Raw genomic sequence first — 15275 nt, 5'->3', positions numbered from 1 at the left:
AGCGGTTGAGGCCGTGAAGACCGGACCCTAGCGTGGACCCATAAGGTAGATCAGTTCCCGCAACTCCGATTCCCGACGGAGGGTGCGGGCCAGGCGGCACAGTTGAACATCGGCGGGCGTCTGGCTGCCGCTCGATCCGTCTCCCCGATCGAAGAGGCCGCAGTGGAGGTCCCGGTACCGTTGCCAATCCGCCTGAGACGCGGCGAGGTCGGCGCTGCGCAACGCAAGGGCACGCGATCTGGCCTCCCGCATCAACACCGCAATGCGCTGGTCCGCGGCATCCGTCGCCTCGCGAGCGCAGATGGCAGCGCCGGTCGGCGTCCAGCCGGGATGGTTTCGGCACGCCTCCAGTGGCTGTTGGTCCGGCTCGGACGCGGCCTGCGCACGAGCCACCGTGGCGCCGGCGAGCAGAGCCGCAGCGAGAACGGCTCGCTGGATCATGGCACTGCTCCGTCAGTACCGAACGGGAAATCGAAAAGCCGCCGCTCGGCCGCGCGCCTCGCGACGAGTCCAGGCAGGTCAGCGCCCCCCGATCGAGCCCAAACCCCAAACTGCTCTGCCGCGCCTGCATAGTCGCCGGCGTTCAAACGACGCAGCAGCGTGCTGCGCTGGAATGCGCCATTGCCAATGTTGTAGGTAAGCGAGACGAGCGCATCGTACTGATTTTGGTTCAGTGGAACCGCAACTGCGTTTGCGACAGCACGCTGGGCGGGCGCCACCGCAATCGTCATTAATGCCCTCTGCTGGTCGTCGGTAAGCCTGACCGCATCCCGCTGTGCAGTAGCGAAGTTGCCGGCTTCCTGGCCTCTGAGTCCGGCTCCCCCGGCGAGCGCTGCGGCAGCGTTGGCTGGAACCCCTGCTGCGGTGAGGTCGCCTTGCACCTGCTCGCGGCTCCGACTGCCCATGTCGTAGCCGGGCCCTAGCGTCACACCACTGTTGCCGCCAGGCCAGTGTGGCCTGTCACTTACACCGGCTTGTGCCTCCCACTGATACAGAAACGCCGCGCCATTCCTTGAGATCTCCGATGGTCTCGGCGGCGCCGTGTCGTTCGGCGGCGTTGCCGGTTGCTCTGCGCCATCCCCAGCCCGCTGTGCGGGTACTCCACCGGCAGCGTTGTCGCCGGTTCGAGCCGGGGTGGACCTCTGGTGAGCGGATACCTGCTCGATGTGCCCATCGCGGACGCGCGTGTAAGCCTGAACAAACAAGACCGGGCTACCAGACGGGTCCTGGTATGGCGATCCATGGAGCGCGCGCCACCCGTGGCTCACCCAGCCCACATAGTCTTCGCGCTCAGGATGGCCCGACTGCCAGTAGCGGCTATCGCGCATGGCGCCGCGAAGGCCTTCCTCAGTAAGAGGGATGAGCGCCATGGCGTTCTCTCCGACAACGAGTCTCGCGGCGTATGTTCCTATTTTGTTCGTTTTGTCAATAGGAGATTTGGCGAGCCACGCTCCGCACCTCCCAGTTCAGCGTAGGCCCGCTGCGTGAAAAACAGAGAACAGCCTCCTTAGCCCGCCTTATGATCTGCAGGCGCCCGGGGGGCTTGCATCGCACCCCCCGCGTCCTTAATCGCTGCGCCGGGGAAACCGGGGGCTGAGCCTTGACCGCGCTGATCGAGATCGAGCGCCTGACGAAGCGCTTCGGCGCCTTCACGGCCGTGGACGATGTGAGCTTCACCGTCGCCAAGGGGGAGGTCGTGGGCTTCCTCGGGCCGAATGGCGCCGGCAAATCCACCACCATGCGCATGCTGGCGGGCTTCATGACGCCCACCTCCGGCACCGCGCGCATCTGCGGCGACGACGTGGTGGACAAGCCCGTGGCCGCCAAGCGGCACCTCGGCTTCCTGCCGGAAGGCGCGCCGACCTATCCGGAGATGACCGTCACCGGCTTTCTCGAGTTCTGCGGCCGGGCCCGCGGCTTCCACCGGTCCGAATTGCAGGACCGGGTGGCCAAGGCGATGGCGCTGACGCAGCTGGAGGGCGTGCGGTTGCAGCCCGTGGAGACCCTCTCGAAGGGCTTCAAGCGCCGTGTCGGCCTGGCGGCCGCGCTGCTGCACGACCCGGCCGTGCTGGTTCTCGATGAGCCGACGGATGGCCTCGACCCGAACCAGAAGCATGATGTCCGCAACCTGATCCTGGCCATGGCGCCGACGAAGGCGATCGTGATCTCCACCCATATCCTTGAGGAAGTGGGCGCCGTCTGCTCCCGCGCCGTGGTCATCGCCCGCGGCCGCGTGGTGGCGGATGAGACGCCGGCCGAACTCGCCGCCCGGGGCCCCAGCATGGATGCCGTCTTCCGCAGCCTCACGCTTCCCGCCGCGGAGGCCGCGTGATGGGTGGCGCGATCACGGTCTTCCGGCGCGAACTCTCGGGCTATTTCGCCACGCCGGTCGCCTATGTCTTCATCGTCATCTTCCTGATCATGGCGGGGGCGCTGACCTTCACGGTCGGCAATTTCTTCGCCCGCGGCCAGGCGGACCTCACGCCCTTCTTCACCTTCGTGCCCTGGCTTTTCCTGTTCCTGGTGCCCGCGCTGACCATGCGCCTGTGGGCGGAGGAACGGCGGCTCGGCACCATCGAATTGCTGCTGACCCTGCCGATCGCGCAGTGGCAGGCGGTGCTGGGCAAGTTTCTCGCGGCCTGGGCCTTCTGCGGCATCGCGCTGGCCCTGACCTTCCCGCTGGTCATCACGGTCAATGTGCTGGGCAACCCGGATAATGGCGTGATCCTGACCGGCTATCTCGGCTGCATGATGGTGGCGGGCGCCTTCCTCGCGGTGGGTGCGGCGATCTCCGCCATGACCAAGAACCAGGTCATCGCCTTCGTCCTGGCCGTCGCGGCCTGCTTCTTCCTGACGGCGGCGGGCAGCCCGGTGGTGACGGAGTTCCTGTCGAAGCGCATCCCGCTGCTGGCGGACCTCGCGCGCGCCATCAGCATCACGGACCGGCTGAACGGCTTCACCCGCGGCGTGATCGCGGCGCGGGACTTCGTCTTCTTCGCCTCCTTCATGGCCTTCTTCCTCTTCGCGAACACCATCGCGATCGACCAGCGGAAGGCGGACTGATCGCATGAGCACGACACTCCCCACCGCCAAGAAGCAGGGCAAGCGCGGCGTCTCGGCCCTCGTGGCGCTCGGCCTCGGCGCCGTGCTGGCCGTCGGCGTCAACATGCTGTCGGACCGGCTGCTGTCCCGCGCCCGCATCGACCTGACGGAGAACCGCCTCTACACGCTCTCCGACGGCACGCGGCAGGTGCTGCAGGGGTTGCAGGACCCCGTGACCTTCCGGGTCTATTATTCCCGCCGCCTCGGCGCCGCGATCCCGGTCTATGGCGCCTATGCCGAACGCGTCCGCGCCATGCTCGACGAATACGTCGCCGTCAGCGGCGGCAAGCTGCGGCTGGAGGTCTTCGACCCCGAGCCCTTCAGCGAGACCGAGGACCGCGCCGTTGCGCTGGGCCTCCAGGGCGTGCCGGTGGATCAGTCGGGCGAGCAGGTCTATTTCGGCCTCTCCGGCGTCAACCTGCTGGACGATGAGCGGACGATCCCCTTCTTCCAGCCGGATCGCGAGCGTTTTCTTGAGTATGATCTGACCAGGATGGTGTGGGAGCTTTCCAATCCCCGCCGGCCGGTGCTGGGCGTGATCTCCTCGCTCCCGCTCAACGGCGATCCGCGCGCGATGATGATGCGCCAGCCCGGCGTCGGGCAGCCCTTCGTCGCCATGAACCAGCTGCGCCAGTTCTACACGGTGCGCGACATCACGCCCGACACGCAGGTGATCGAGCCCGATGTCCAGGTGCTGATGGTGGCCCACGCGCAGAACCTCAGCGACCAGATGCTCTACGCCATCGACCAGTTCGTGATGCGCGGCGGCCGGTTGATCGCGCTGACGGACCCGCATAGCGAAAGCCAGGCGACGCGCCCCTCCCCCGGCCAGCGGCCGGCGACGGATACCTCATCCTCCCTCTCCCGCCTGCTGAATGCCTGGGGCGTGGAGGCACCGTCGGACAAGGTGGTGCTCGATCTCCGGGGCGCCTGGCGCGTGCGGGCGGACCCGCGGGACCGCGTGCAGGCGGTGGACTACCTCGCCTGGTACAACGTCCCCGTCGCCGGCCTGAACCGGAGCGAGGTCGCGACCGCGGAATTGCAGCAGGTGACGGTGGCCTCCGCCGGCGAGGTCCGGCGGCGCGAGGGTTCGACGATCGAGTTCACGCCGCTGGTGCAGACCAGCGATCGGACGATGCTGGTGGACAGTGCGGCCGTGCGTCAGGATCCCTCCCCGGCCCGGCTGCTGGCGGATTTCCGGCCTGACGGCCAGGTCCGCACCATCGTCGCCCGCGTGCGCGGGCCGCTCACCTCCGCCTTCCCGGCGGCGCCGGCTCCGGCCGAGGGTGCTGAGCGCCCGGCGGATTTCCCCGCCCACCGCGCCCGGACCGAAGGGCCCGCCAACCTGATCGTCGGCAACGACGCCGACATCCTGGAGGACCGCTTCTGGGTCCGCGTGCAGGATTTCTTCGGCCAGCAGGTGACAACGCCCTTCAGCGACAACGGCAATCTCATCATCAACCTCGCCGACAGCATGGCGGGGGGCGAGGCGCTGGTCTCGCTGCGCTCCCGCGGTGAATCGCTGCGGCCCTTCGAGATGGTGGAGGACATCCGCCGCAGCGCGGAGGCCCAGTTCCGCCAGACCGAACGCGGCCTGACCGAGCGCCTTGAGGCGACCGAGCGCCGCCTGCGCGAACTGCGCCAGGGTCCGGGTCAGGGCCAGGCCCCCGCGAACGCCGTCATCACCCCCGAGCAGCGCGCCGAGATCGACGCGGCACGGGAGGAGATCCGGCGCACGCGCGGCGAACTCCGCCAGGTGCAGCTTGAACTGCGCCGGGACATCGAGGGGCTGGAGACGACGCTCCGCATCCTCAATATCGCGACGGTGCCGCTGCTGCTCACGATCTTCGCCATCGGCCTCGGCCTGGTGCGGGCGCGGCGGCGGGCGGAGGCGCGGGCATGAACCGCCGCAACCTGCTGCTGCTGGGCGGCGCCGCCGTCGCCGCCGTGGGCGGCGCCCTGCTGCTGACGCCCGAGACCAACGCGCCGCCGCCGGCCTCCGCCACGCCGCTGGCGTTTCCCGGCCTGGCGCAGCGCCTGGCCAGTGCCGCGGCGATCGAGGTGCGGCGCAACGACGCGACGCTGGTGGTGCGCAAGGGGGCCGGCGATTCCTGGGTGCTGCCCTCCAAGGCGGACCATCCGGTGCGGCCGGAGAAGGTGCGCGAGTTGCTCGTGGGCCTCACGGAACTCCGCCTGGCGGAGCCGCGAACCGCGAATCCCGAGATGCTGGAACGCCTCGGCGTGAACGACCCCGCCCAGTCCGGCTCCACCGCCAGCCACCTTCGCGTGCTGGATGCGCAAGGCGCGGTGATCGCGGAGCTGATCATCGGGCGCCGCCGCGTGCGGGTGCAGGGCAATGTGCCGGAGAGCGTCTATGTCCGCCGCCCCGGGGAGAACCAGGCCTGGCTCGGCGAAGGCAGGCTGCCGCTGGATGGCGACCCCAACCTCTGGATCGACCGGGACCTGGCCAATATCGCCCGCGAACGGGTGCTCTCGCTCTCCGTCACCCGCACCGGAGAGGCGCCGCTGTTGGTGCGGAAGGAACGCGACGCCGATGGCAAGCTGGCCGTCGTGACGCCCGCCGAGGCGGGCGAGATGGATGAGATCAGCCTGGACGAGATCGCCCGGGCCTTCGAATTCCTCACCTTCCTCGATGTCCGCCGGGCGGCCGAGATCCCCGGCGAGCGCCTGGGCCTCGGTGCCTTCGAGCTGACCGACAACCTCCGCATCACCGCCACCGTCAACAAGGACGGGGAGACGATCTGGGCTATGCTGGCCGCCGAGGGCGATGAGGAGGCGACGCGCCTCAACAACCGCTGGCGCGGCTGGGCCTACCAGATCGGGCAGTGGAAGGAGAAGGCGCTGGTCCCGCGGCTGGAGGATCTGCGCAAGCAGGCCGCCCCCGCCGCCGAACCCGCCGCCGAGGCGCCGGCACCACAGTGAGCGACACCGCCCCCGTGAACCGGCGCGAATACCCCGACCGGCCCTGGGTCGGCATCGGGGTGGTCGCGCTGCGGGGCGAGGAGGTGCTGCTGATCCGCCGGGGCCGCCCCCCGCGGCAGGGCGAATGGTCCCTGCCCGGCGGCGGCCAGCGCCTCGGCGAACCGGCCGAGTTGTGTGCCCGCCGCGAATTGCTGGAGGAGACGGGGATCGAGGTCGGTCCCCTCAGCCTGCTGGCGGTGGTGGATGCCATCACCCCGGGCGAGGCCGGCCGCGGCCCGCGCTTCCACTACACCATCATCGACTTCCAGGCCCGCTGGCTGTCCGGCGAGGCAAGGCCGGGCGGTGACGTGACCGAGGTGGCCTGGGTGCCTGTGGGGGCGCTGGAACCCTACGGGCTGTGGCCGGAGGCGCGGCGTGTGATCGCCCTCGCGGCATCCCGCGACAGCTCCCTGCACAGCTAAAGCCGATTTAGCCGATTTACCCTTTTTAGCGCGTTTAGACGCGTTTTTCGGGGTGCTCTGCGGTCACAGGGGTGGCGGTGGCGGAAGGAACATACCAAGTACATCGGGCCGATGCCAGGGTTTTCGCGGCCCGGGCATCGGTTCCCGCCGACCTGCCTCTGTCGGCAATGTGCGTATATCATGTTCCACATCTGTCCCAGAATGGGCGGGAATGCAGAGCGCCCTCGGCCTAGACCCCGCCCCCCTTCCCCGCGCTGGCCTGGCGCCACCGCCCCGGCTTCCCCAGGGGTTCCGCCTGCTCTGGCTCGCGGCGGTGCTGGTGCCGGCACTCGGCGTGCTGGGGGCCGGGGTCATGGCCTGGGTCGATGTCCGGCGCGACGCCGGCGCCAGGCTCGACCGGACGGTGGAGATGCTGCGCCAGCACGCGCTGCGCAGCTTCGGCGCGCATGACGCCATCCTGACCGCCACCGCCCACGCCACGGACCGCATGGGGTGGGAGGAGATGCGCCAGAACCCCGACCTGCACGGCCTGCTGGCGGCGCTGACCCAATCCCTCCATCCGCTGGTCCAGGGGGTGATGGTGGCGGATGGGCGCGGGCGCGTGGTGCTCGCTTCCTGGGAATTCCCGGCTCGGCCGACCGACATCGGCGATCGCGACTTCGTCGCCACGCTCCGGCAGGGCAGCCGGGATGCGGTGGGCGAGGTCATCACCGCGCGCCCCATGGGCTGGACCATCTTTCCCGTCGCCCGCGCCACGCCGCCGCGGCCTGGCGGCGATCCCGGGGATGATGCGGCGGGGGTCATCGCCTCCGCCTTCAACCCCGCGACGCTGGCCGGCTTCTATGCCTCCGTCGTGGAGACGCCGCGGGACACGGTGATGATGATGCGCCTGGATGGCGCGGTGCTGGCGCGGCACCCGCCGCTGCCCGACCCGGCGGCGGAACCCGGCCAGCGCCCCGTGCGGCAGGCGCGGCTGGCGGATGCGGTGGCCCGCGCGGCCGGGGAATCGCCGCCCCCCTCCGTGAGCGTGGGCGACGGGCTGCCGCGGCTGTTCGTGGCGCGGCAGGTTGGCGACTGGCCGGTGGCGGTGGCCTATGGGCTGAGCATGGAGGCGCTGGACGCGGCCTGGCGCCAGCGGATGGTGGTGCCGGCGGCAGGCGGCGTGGCGGCGGCGGGGCTGCTGCTGGCGCTGACGGGCCTGGCCATCCGCGGCGCGCGGCAGCAGCAATTGGCGGCGGAACGCCGGATGGAGGCCGAGACGCAACTGGCCCGCGCCGGCCGCGCCGCCGCCATCGGCCTGCTGGCGGCCGGGCTGGCGCATGATGTGAAGAACCTGGTCCAGGCCGTGCGCAGCGGCGCCCGGCTGATGGACCGCCGCGCCGATGACCCGGCGGAGGTGCGGCGCTGCGCCGCGCTGCTGGGCGATGCGGCGGAGCGCGGGCGCCGCCTGGTGGAGGCGATGCTGGACTTCGCCCGCGGCGGCGGGGGTGAGGCCGAGGGCGGGCAGCCGCCGCTGGAGGCCGGGCGGGCGCTGTCGGACCTGGCGGAGCTGCTGAACCGCACGCTCGGCAGCGCCTGGCGGGTGCAGGTCGTCGTCCCCCCCGGCCTGCCGCCCGCGCGCGGGGACCGGGCGGGGTTCGAGGCCGCGGTGGTGAACCTGGCCGCCAATGCGCGGGACGCCATGCCCCGCGGCGGCACCGTGACCATCGCCGCCTGGGTCGAGGAGCTGATGGAGGCGCGGGAGGAAGCCGGGCTGAAGGCCGGCCGCTACATCGTGGCGGCGGTCAGCGACACCGGCGCGGGCATGGATGGGGCGACGCTGGCCCGGGTGGGGGAGCCCTTCTTCACCACCAAGGGACCGCGGCGCGGCACGGGGCTGGGGCTGGCGACGGTGCGGGGCTTCTGCACCCGGGCGGGCGGCGCGCTGCTGCTGGACAGCGAACCAGGGCGCGGCACGACGGCGGCGATGTGGCTGCCGGTGGCGTGACGGGGTGGTCTGGAAGTCCAGGACGCGGCAAGGGCGGATTGCCTGAGCGGGCGTTCAGGGAACGGATGGCTGGCGCGCCACCCGCCCCGGCCGCGCTGCTTCCTACGAATCGACCGTGATGTTCGCCCGGCGGATCACGGCGCCCCAGCGTTCCAGCTCCTCCCGCTGGTAGCGCGCCAGCGCCTCCGGCCCACCGCCGATCGCCTCCACGCCGTTCCGCTCCAGCGTCGTTCGCGTCTCAGCCTCGTTCAGCGAGGCGGCGAGGATGCCGGACAGCCGCTGCGTGACGGGCACGGGAAGGTTGGCGGGGCCGAACATGGCCCACCAGCCCTCCGCATCGATGCCGGCCAGGCCCTGCTCGGCGAAGGTCGGCACCGCCGGCAGCAGCGGGCTGCGCTGCGCGCCGGTGATGCCGAGGCCGACGAGTTGCCCGGCCCCGATCTGCGCGCGCACGAACTGCGTGTGGTAGAACAGGGCATCCAGCGTGCCGCTCAGCGCATCCGTCATCGCGCGCGCACCGTCGCTGTAGGGCACATGGGTGGTGGTGGTGCCCGTCGCCTCGCTCATCACGGCGTGGTTCAGGTGCCCGGCGGTGCCGACGCCGGAGGTGCCGACGGAAAGCGGCCGCGCCCGCGCCAACGCCACGAATTCCGCCATGCTGCGCACGCCGAGCTGCGGGCGCACCACCAGCAGCAGCGCCGTCTTGGAATGGAGGAACAGCGGCGTGAAGTCCCGCACCGGGTTGTAGGCCAGGTTCCGCATCAGGTTCGGGTTCACCGCATGGGTGCCGATGGTGCCGAGGAGGATGGTATGGCCATCCGCCGGCGCCTGCGCCACGGCGGCGGAGCCGATGGTGCCCCCCGCACCGGCGCGGTTGTCCACCACCACCGCATGCCCACCCAGCCCGCGGGAGATCTGGCCACCGATCATCCGCCCGATGATGTCGGTGCTGGTGCCGGCGGCGAAGGGCACGACGAGGCGGATCGGCCGGTCCGGCCAGGACTGGGCGCGCAGCGTACCCGGCGCGGCGAGGAGCGGCAGGGCGAAGCCGGAACGAAGCAGGGTGCGGCGGTTCATGTCTCGTATCCTCCCGGCATGGCGTGGCGGGATCGCACGGCACGCGGTGATCCCGCAAGCCGCGCTAGAGGAATATGCGTTCAGATGGAATCATCTGAACGCATTTCTTGCTCTAGATTCAATGACATCTAGAGCACGAGCTGCGTTCACTTGAACGCGGCGTGATCCAGGGTCCACACCCGATCAGACCGGAGGCGAATGGCCGAGGATCGCGTGGCAGGCCGCCAGGAAGGACGCGCCGCCGGTGCTGGTTGCATCGGCAAGCGGCCTGACGCCGCGGATGCCGCGCGAGACCGGCCAGGCGCCCGGCAGATGATGGGGTTTGGACCCTAGCCCGCCACTCCCCAGGCCAGCCGCTTGCGGTAGAGCGTGCTCGGGCTGATGCCGAGATGCGCGGCAGCCTTCGGGATGTTGCCGTCGCAGAGTTCGACCGCGCGCTCGATCGCCTCCCGCTCGATCTCCGCCAAAGGGCGGATCTGGCGCAGACGGTCGCCATCGGGGCGTGGCGCCGTGGCCGGTGGCGGGGCCGCGCCGTCACGGAGCGTGGCATCGCGGAGGGTGGCATCGCGGAGGGTGGCATCGCGGAGTGTCTGGGGCAGCATCGCCGCCGTGACCCATTCGCCGTCATGCAGCACGACCGCGGTGCGGACTGCATTTTCCAGTTCCCGCACATTGCCGGGCCAGCGATGGGCCAGCAGCGCGGCCTTGGCATCCTCCGCCAGGCCACGGAAGGCGCGGCCTTCCTCCGCCGCGCTGCGCGCCAGCATCGCCTCCGCGATCGTCACCACATCGGCGCCGCGGTCGCGAAGCGGTGGCAGGGAAACGGGCACGACGTGCAGGCGGTAGTAGAGATCCTCCCGGAACCGCCCCTCCCGCACTTCCAGCAGCGGGTCGCGGTTGGTGGCGCAGACGAAGCGGACATCGGTGCGGCGGAGTTGCGTGCTGCCCACGGGCTGGAAGCTGCCGGTCTGGATGAAGCGCAGCAGCTTGCCCTGCAGCGCCAGGTCCATCTCGCAGAGTTCGTCGAGGAACAGCGTGCCGCCATCGGCGGCGGCGGCGGCGCCCTGGCGGTCCGCGACCGCGCCGGTGAAGGCGCCGCGGACATGGCCGAAGACCTCGCTCTCGATCAGGTCCTTCGGGATGGCGGCGCAGTTGATGGCGATGAAGGGGCCGTCGCGCCGCGGCGAGAGCTTGTGCACCGCCTCCGCCGCCAGTTCCTTGCCGGTGCCGGATTCGCCCGTGATGAAGACCGTGGCGCGGGATGACGCGGCGGTCTCCAGGATGCGATAGACCGCCTGCATGCCGGGCGCCGCGCCGATGAAGCCCTGGAAGGCGGTGCGGGGGCGGGCGGCGGCCAGGTCCCTCACCTCCCGCCGCAGCGCCGCGCGTTCGACGGCGTTGGTCAGCGTGACGGCCAGGCGTTCGGCGGCGAAGGGCTTCACCAGGAAATCCGCCGCGCCGGCGCGCATGGCGTCCACCGCGGTGGCGACGCTGCCATGCGCGGTCATCACCACCACCGGCAGGTCGGGGCTGTCCCGCCGCAGCACGCGCAGCACGGTCAGGCCATCGCTGTCCGGCAGGCGGAGGTCGAGCAGCACGCAATCCGGCTTCTCCTGCGCGGCCAGGCGGAAGGCTTCCTCCGCCGTGCGCGCATGGCGGGACGCGAAGCCGGAAGCGCGCAGGTATTCGCCATAGACGGCGGCGAGGGAGGCCGTGTCCTCCACCAGCAGTACGCGGGGCTGCGGTTCGGTGCCCCGGCCCGCCCGCGGCGCAGCCGCGTCAGCCATGCCCCTTCTCGGCCTGCCGCCCGACCCAGAAGAGCAGCGCCACGCCGATCACCGCGGGGAAGACCCAGGCCGGGCAGGACAGCACCGGCAGCATCACCCGGTCCCAGAGGCGGGGGGAGATGTTGTGATCCACCGCCGCCTGCAACAGGCGCAGCGATGGCGGGTAGAGCCGGACCAGCACACCGTCCAGCGACGCCATCGGGCCGAAGCCCGATGCCAGCGCCACCGCCGAGGCAAGCAGGATGAGGCCGAGGGATCGCAAGCGGTCAGGCCCAGAGACGTTCGTTCTGCCTCGCAGTGTAGAGGCCCGCGACGAATTCGCCATACCCGTTGTAGAGCCGCGTCGGCACGCGTTCGTTGCTGCCGATCAGGCGTTCCGTCGCCTGGCTCCAGCGGGGGTGGGGGACCTCCGGGTTCACATTGGCCCAGAAGCCGTATTCGCTGGCCTGGAGGGTTTCCCAGAAGCTCTTCGGGCGCTGGTCCGTCAGCGTGATGCGCACGATCGACTTGCCGGATTTGAAACCGTACTTCCACGGGAACAGCACGCGGAACGGCCCGCCATTCTGCGCCGGCAGCGGCCGGCCGAAGAGGCCGACGGGCATGAAGGTCAGCTCATTCGCCGCCTCGTCGATCGTGCAGCCCTCCACATGCGGCCAGGGGTACCAGGATTGGCGCAGGCCGGGCATGACGGCGGGGATCGCCGCCGTCTCGAACCGCACATATTTCGCCGATGCCAGCGGCGTGACCAGGCTGAGGAGGGAGGAGAGCTGGAAGCCGGACCAGGGGACGGTCATGCCCCAGGCCTCCACGCAACGCAGGCGGTAGACGCGCTCCTCGATCCCGATGCGGCGGATGATGTCGTCCACATCGAACTCGCCGGGCTTCTCCACCATGCCATCGACCTTGATGGTCCAGGGGCGCGTCGGCATGGCGCGGGCGACGGACCAGATGCCCTTGTCGGTGCCGAATTCGTAGAAGTTGTTGAAGGTGATGGCGTCCCGCTCAGGGGAGATGGCGCGGCCGGCGGCGTAGCGGGTGTTGCGCATGGCGGCGGGCAGGTCAGGCACCTCCGCCGGGTTGCGCGCCCAGGGGTCGGCGGGTTCGCCACGCCGCCAGAACTGCGCCTGCGCCGCGCCGGGCAGCAGCATGGCGCCGGCGCCGGCCGCCTTCATGATCGTGCGGCGGTTGGCGACCAGGTGTTCGGGGGTCGCCTGGCTTTCGGGGATTTCCCAGCCCCGCCTGCGCTTGATGAGCATGGTCGTCTCCGCCTTGTTGGGCCGCGATGGAGCCTAGAGGATCGGGGCGCGCCGCGTCCCGTCAAGCGGCGACCCTGTCAGGGACGCGGCATCACGGCGGCGGCGGGCAGGTCCGCGCGGGTGGTGACGCGGAAGGCGCGGTAGCGTTCCGCCTCCACCCCGCCGCGCGCCCGCACCAGCGATCCCTCGGCGCGCTGGACAGGCTCGGCCCCCGGCCAGTCCGGCACGCTGTCCCGTCTTTCGCTCTGGACCAGCAGGCCGGTTACGGCGGGGCCGAGGGATTGGGGGCGCGGCAGGTCGAACAGGTCCCAGCGGGGGTTGAGGGCCACCACCGGCACGCCGGGGGGAAGGCGCAGCGCGAGTTGCGCGGCCAGGCCGTATTCCTCCGCCGCGACGAAGCCGGCACCGGTCCGCGCACGCTCCTGCTCGACCAGGGCCGCGAAGGCATCCCAGCCGCCAAGGCGCGCGAGGGTGGGGTCGAGGCGCCTCGGCAGGGGCAGCGGCGCGATGGCGGCCTGGATGTAGGCAAGCAGCGCGAGCGTGGCGCCGAGCGCGACCGCGGGACGGCGCAGCCGCGCCAGGCGCGGCGTGATGAAGGCGGCGGCCAGGATGCAGGCGGCGGGGTAGAGGATGGCGGGCCAGTTGCCCTGCACGCGGCTGCCCGTGGCCTGCCAGGTGAACAGCGCGGCGCCGGGGACGACCAGCGCCGCCAGCAGCGCCGCCGCCGCATCGCCGCGCCTGACCCAGGCCATGACCGCCAGCGCGGTGCCGGTGACACACAGGATGAAGACCAGCGGCGTGGCGAGCCCCGCCTGCCCGGCCAGGAGTTCGCCGAGGAAGCGCAGCGTGAAGCCGCCCGTCTCCACCCCCGCGCGGCCGCCCTGCTTGACGAAGCTCGCCCAGCCATGGGCGGCGTTCCAGAGGATGACGGGGGCGAAGACGGCGGCGGCCAGGACTCCACCGGCCCAGAGCCGCCAGTCCCGCCACCAGTGCCAGGCGCCCCGGCAGGCAATGAGCCAGGCGATCACCCCGATGCCGAGCAGCCCCGCCGTGTACTTCGACACCAGGGCGAGGCCGGAGAACAGGCCGAAGGCCAGCCACCAGCGCCCATCCTGCGTGACATGCAGCCGCGCCAGCGCCCAGAGCGCCGCGACCCAGAAGACCAGCAGCGGCAAATCGGGCGTCATCAGGATGCCGCCGACGCCGACCAGCAGCGTCGCGTTGAACAGCGCCGCGGCCCAGATTCCCGGCCGGCGGTCCGGGAACAGGGCATCCGCCGCGCGGGCCAGCAACACGCTGGCCAGTGCGATGGACAGCGGGCCCATCAGGCGGATGCCCAACGCAACCTCCCCCGCCAGCAGCGTGCCGGCGCGGATGAAGAAGGCGACCATGGGCGGGTGGTCGAGGTAGCCGGGCTGGAGCACGCGGGACCAGACCCAGTAATAGGCCTCGTCCGGCGCCAGCGGCGTGGCACCGGCGACCAGCAGGCGAAGCGCCGTGAGGGCGGCGAGGACCCCGATCATCGGGCGCGCCACACGAGGGTGGAGGACACGGCGTAGTTCCACACCACCGTCAGCAGCGCGCCGGCGGCGCCGGCCAGGCCCCAGGCCAGCACGCCGTCCCGAACCAGCAGCCCCGCGATGCCGACATTGGCGGCGGCGCCGATGCCGCAGACCAGGTAGAACAGCAGCAGGCCGCGCCACAGCGCCGGGCCGCGCAGCCGGGCATCGCGATAGGTGATGCGGTTGTTGAGGGCGAAATTCGCCGTCATCGCCACCAGCGTCGCCCCCCATTGCGCAGGCCCGAAGCCGAAGCCCGCCGCCTGCACCAGCAGGAACAGCGCCGCCATATGGACCAGAACGCCGATGCCGCCCACCGCGGCGAAGGCCAGGAAGCGCAGCGGCACGATGCCGCCCGTGGCCTTGTCCAGCAGCAGGGCGCCGAATTCCAGCAGCACCGTCGCGTCCAGCTTGCTCTCGCCGGCCTGGCGGCTGCGGAAGCTGTAGGGGATTTCCGCCACCGCCAGCTTCCGGCGGGCGGAGAGCAGGATGTCCAGCAGGATCTTGAAGCCGCGGCCGGCGACGCGGGGGGCGACTTCCTCCACCAGGGCGCGGGGCAGCAGGAAGAAGCCGCTCATCGGGTCCGCGACCGGGGTGGGCAGCAGCATCCGGGCCATCTTCGCGCCCATGTCGGACAGCGCGCCGCGGGCGGCGGAGAAGCCTTGCTCCGCCGCGCCGCCGGCGACATGGCGGCTGCCGATGGCGATGTCGGCACCGCCCTCCACCGCCGCCAGCATGGCGGGGAGGATCGATTCGTCGTGCTGGAGATCGCCATCGATGACGGCGACGAAGGGGGCGGTGGTGGAGAGGAAACCCTCCATGCAGGCGGAGGCCAGGCCGCGGCGGCCGATGCGGCGGAGGCAGCGGATGCGCGGGTCCCGCGCGGCGATGCCCCGCACCACGGCGGCGGTGCCATCGGGGCTGTCATCATCGACGAAGATCGCTTCCCAGGGGATGCCAGCCAGCGCGGCGTCCAGGCGATCCACCATCGGGGCGACATTCGCTGCCTCGTTGAAGACCGGGACGATGACCGCGAGGCGGATGGGCTGGGGCGTGGGCACCAGCGGCGTCTAGCAGGCAGGCAGGGCCCTGGACAGGCGGGG

Annotated in this window: 14 protein-coding genes; 6 read left to right on the top strand and 8 right to left on the bottom strand. The window is 71.2% G+C overall.

The features are described from left to right. Window positions 1-27: 27 nt before the first annotated feature. Both BM041_RS13745 and BM041_RS31835 read right to left on the bottom strand, forming a co-directional pair. Window positions 28-441 (bottom strand): lysozyme inhibitor LprI family protein, encoded by a 414-nt coding sequence (locus BM041_RS13745; protein ID WP_092960348.1) that lies wholly within the window; start codon window positions 439-441, stop codon window positions 28-30. Then, complete coding sequence (locus BM041_RS31835) at window positions 438-1328, bottom strand: pesticin C-terminus-like muramidase (RefSeq protein ID WP_092960539.1); 891 nt, start codon at window positions 1326-1328, stop codon at window positions 438-440. Before BM041_RS31835 ends, BM041_RS13745 begins: the two co-directional genes overlap by 4 nt. A 272-nt stretch (window positions 1329-1600) precedes the next feature. Between BM041_RS31835 and BM041_RS13735 the strand changes: the two genes are divergently transcribed. From BM041_RS13735 to BM041_RS31830, 6 genes are all read left to right on the top strand, one after another. Then, window positions 1601-2332 carry an ABC transporter ATP-binding protein gene (locus BM041_RS13735; protein WP_092960346.1) on the top strand — a complete coding sequence of 244 codons (732 nt, stop codon included), beginning with the start codon at window positions 1601-1603 and terminating at the stop codon, window positions 2330-2332. Next, window positions 2332-3063 carry an ABC transporter permease subunit gene (locus BM041_RS13730; protein ID WP_092960344.1) on the top strand — a complete coding sequence of 244 codons (732 nt, stop codon included), beginning with the start codon at window positions 2332-2334 and terminating at the stop codon, window positions 3061-3063. The genes BM041_RS13735 and BM041_RS13730 overlap by 1 nt, the downstream gene beginning before the upstream one ends. 4 nt (window positions 3064-3067) lie before the next feature. After that, window positions 3068-5005 carry a GldG family protein gene (locus BM041_RS13725; protein WP_092960342.1) on the top strand — a complete coding sequence of 646 codons (1938 nt, stop codon included), beginning with the start codon at window positions 3068-3070 and terminating at the stop codon, window positions 5003-5005. Then, complete coding sequence (locus BM041_RS13720) at window positions 5002-6045, top strand: DUF4340 domain-containing protein (RefSeq protein ID WP_092960340.1); 1044 nt, start codon at window positions 5002-5004, stop codon at window positions 6043-6045. Before BM041_RS13725 ends, BM041_RS13720 begins: the two co-directional genes overlap by 4 nt. Then, window positions 6042-6506: an NUDIX hydrolase gene (locus BM041_RS13715; protein ID WP_245762076.1), complete on the top strand. Its 465-nt coding sequence runs from the start codon at window positions 6042-6044 to the stop codon at window positions 6504-6506. The genes BM041_RS13720 and BM041_RS13715 overlap by 4 nt, the downstream gene beginning before the upstream one ends. A gap of 211 nt (window positions 6507-6717) precedes the next feature. Next, the gene (locus tag BM041_RS31830) at window positions 6718-8493 is read left to right on the top strand and encodes a hybrid sensor histidine kinase/response regulator (protein WP_092960338.1); all 1776 of its coding nucleotides are present in this window, start codon (window positions 6718-6720) and stop codon (window positions 8491-8493) included. A 102-nt stretch (window positions 8494-8595) separates the two neighbouring features. Here the strand turns inward: BM041_RS31830 and BM041_RS13705 are convergent, their stop codons facing one another. From BM041_RS13705 to BM041_RS13680, 6 genes are all read right to left on the bottom strand, one after another. After that, window positions 8596-9570 carry a Bug family tripartite tricarboxylate transporter substrate binding protein gene (locus tag BM041_RS13705; RefSeq protein ID WP_092960336.1) on the bottom strand — a complete coding sequence of 325 codons (975 nt, stop codon included), beginning with the start codon at window positions 9568-9570 and terminating at the stop codon, window positions 8596-8598. 329 nt (window positions 9571-9899) lie between these two features. After that, window positions 9900-11357: a sigma-54-dependent transcriptional regulator gene (locus tag BM041_RS13700; RefSeq protein WP_092960334.1), complete on the bottom strand. Its 1458-nt coding sequence runs from the start codon at window positions 11355-11357 to the stop codon at window positions 9900-9902. Beyond that, window positions 11350-11619 carry a hypothetical protein gene (locus BM041_RS13695; RefSeq protein WP_092960332.1) on the bottom strand — a complete coding sequence of 90 codons (270 nt, stop codon included), beginning with the start codon at window positions 11617-11619 and terminating at the stop codon, window positions 11350-11352. The genes BM041_RS13700 and BM041_RS13695 overlap by 8 nt, the downstream gene beginning before the upstream one ends. 4 nt (window positions 11620-11623) lie before the next feature. Further along, window positions 11624-12613 carry a protein-methionine-sulfoxide reductase catalytic subunit MsrP gene (msrP, locus tag BM041_RS13690; RefSeq protein ID WP_092960330.1) on the bottom strand — a complete coding sequence of 330 codons (990 nt, stop codon included), beginning with the start codon at window positions 12611-12613 and terminating at the stop codon, window positions 11624-11626. A gap of 77 nt (window positions 12614-12690) precedes the next feature. Next, window positions 12691-14136 (bottom strand): glycosyltransferase family 39 protein, encoded by a 1446-nt coding sequence (locus BM041_RS13685; RefSeq protein ID WP_092960537.1) that lies wholly within the window; start codon window positions 14134-14136, stop codon window positions 12691-12693. Next, window positions 14133-15233, bottom strand: a complete 1101-nt coding sequence (locus BM041_RS13680) for a glycosyltransferase (protein WP_281244548.1) — start codon at window positions 15231-15233, stop codon at window positions 14133-14135. The genes BM041_RS13685 and BM041_RS13680 overlap by 4 nt, the downstream gene beginning before the upstream one ends. Window positions 15234-15275: the final 42 nt, after the last annotated feature.

The organism is Falsiroseomonas stagni DSM 19981, assembly GCF_900114315.1.
GTDB classification, from domain to species: Bacteria; Pseudomonadota; Alphaproteobacteria; order Acetobacterales; family Acetobacteraceae; genus Falsiroseomonas; species Falsiroseomonas stagni.
Note: the sequence above shows the minus strand (reverse complement) of the source record. Positions and strands in the feature narration are given on the sequence as shown.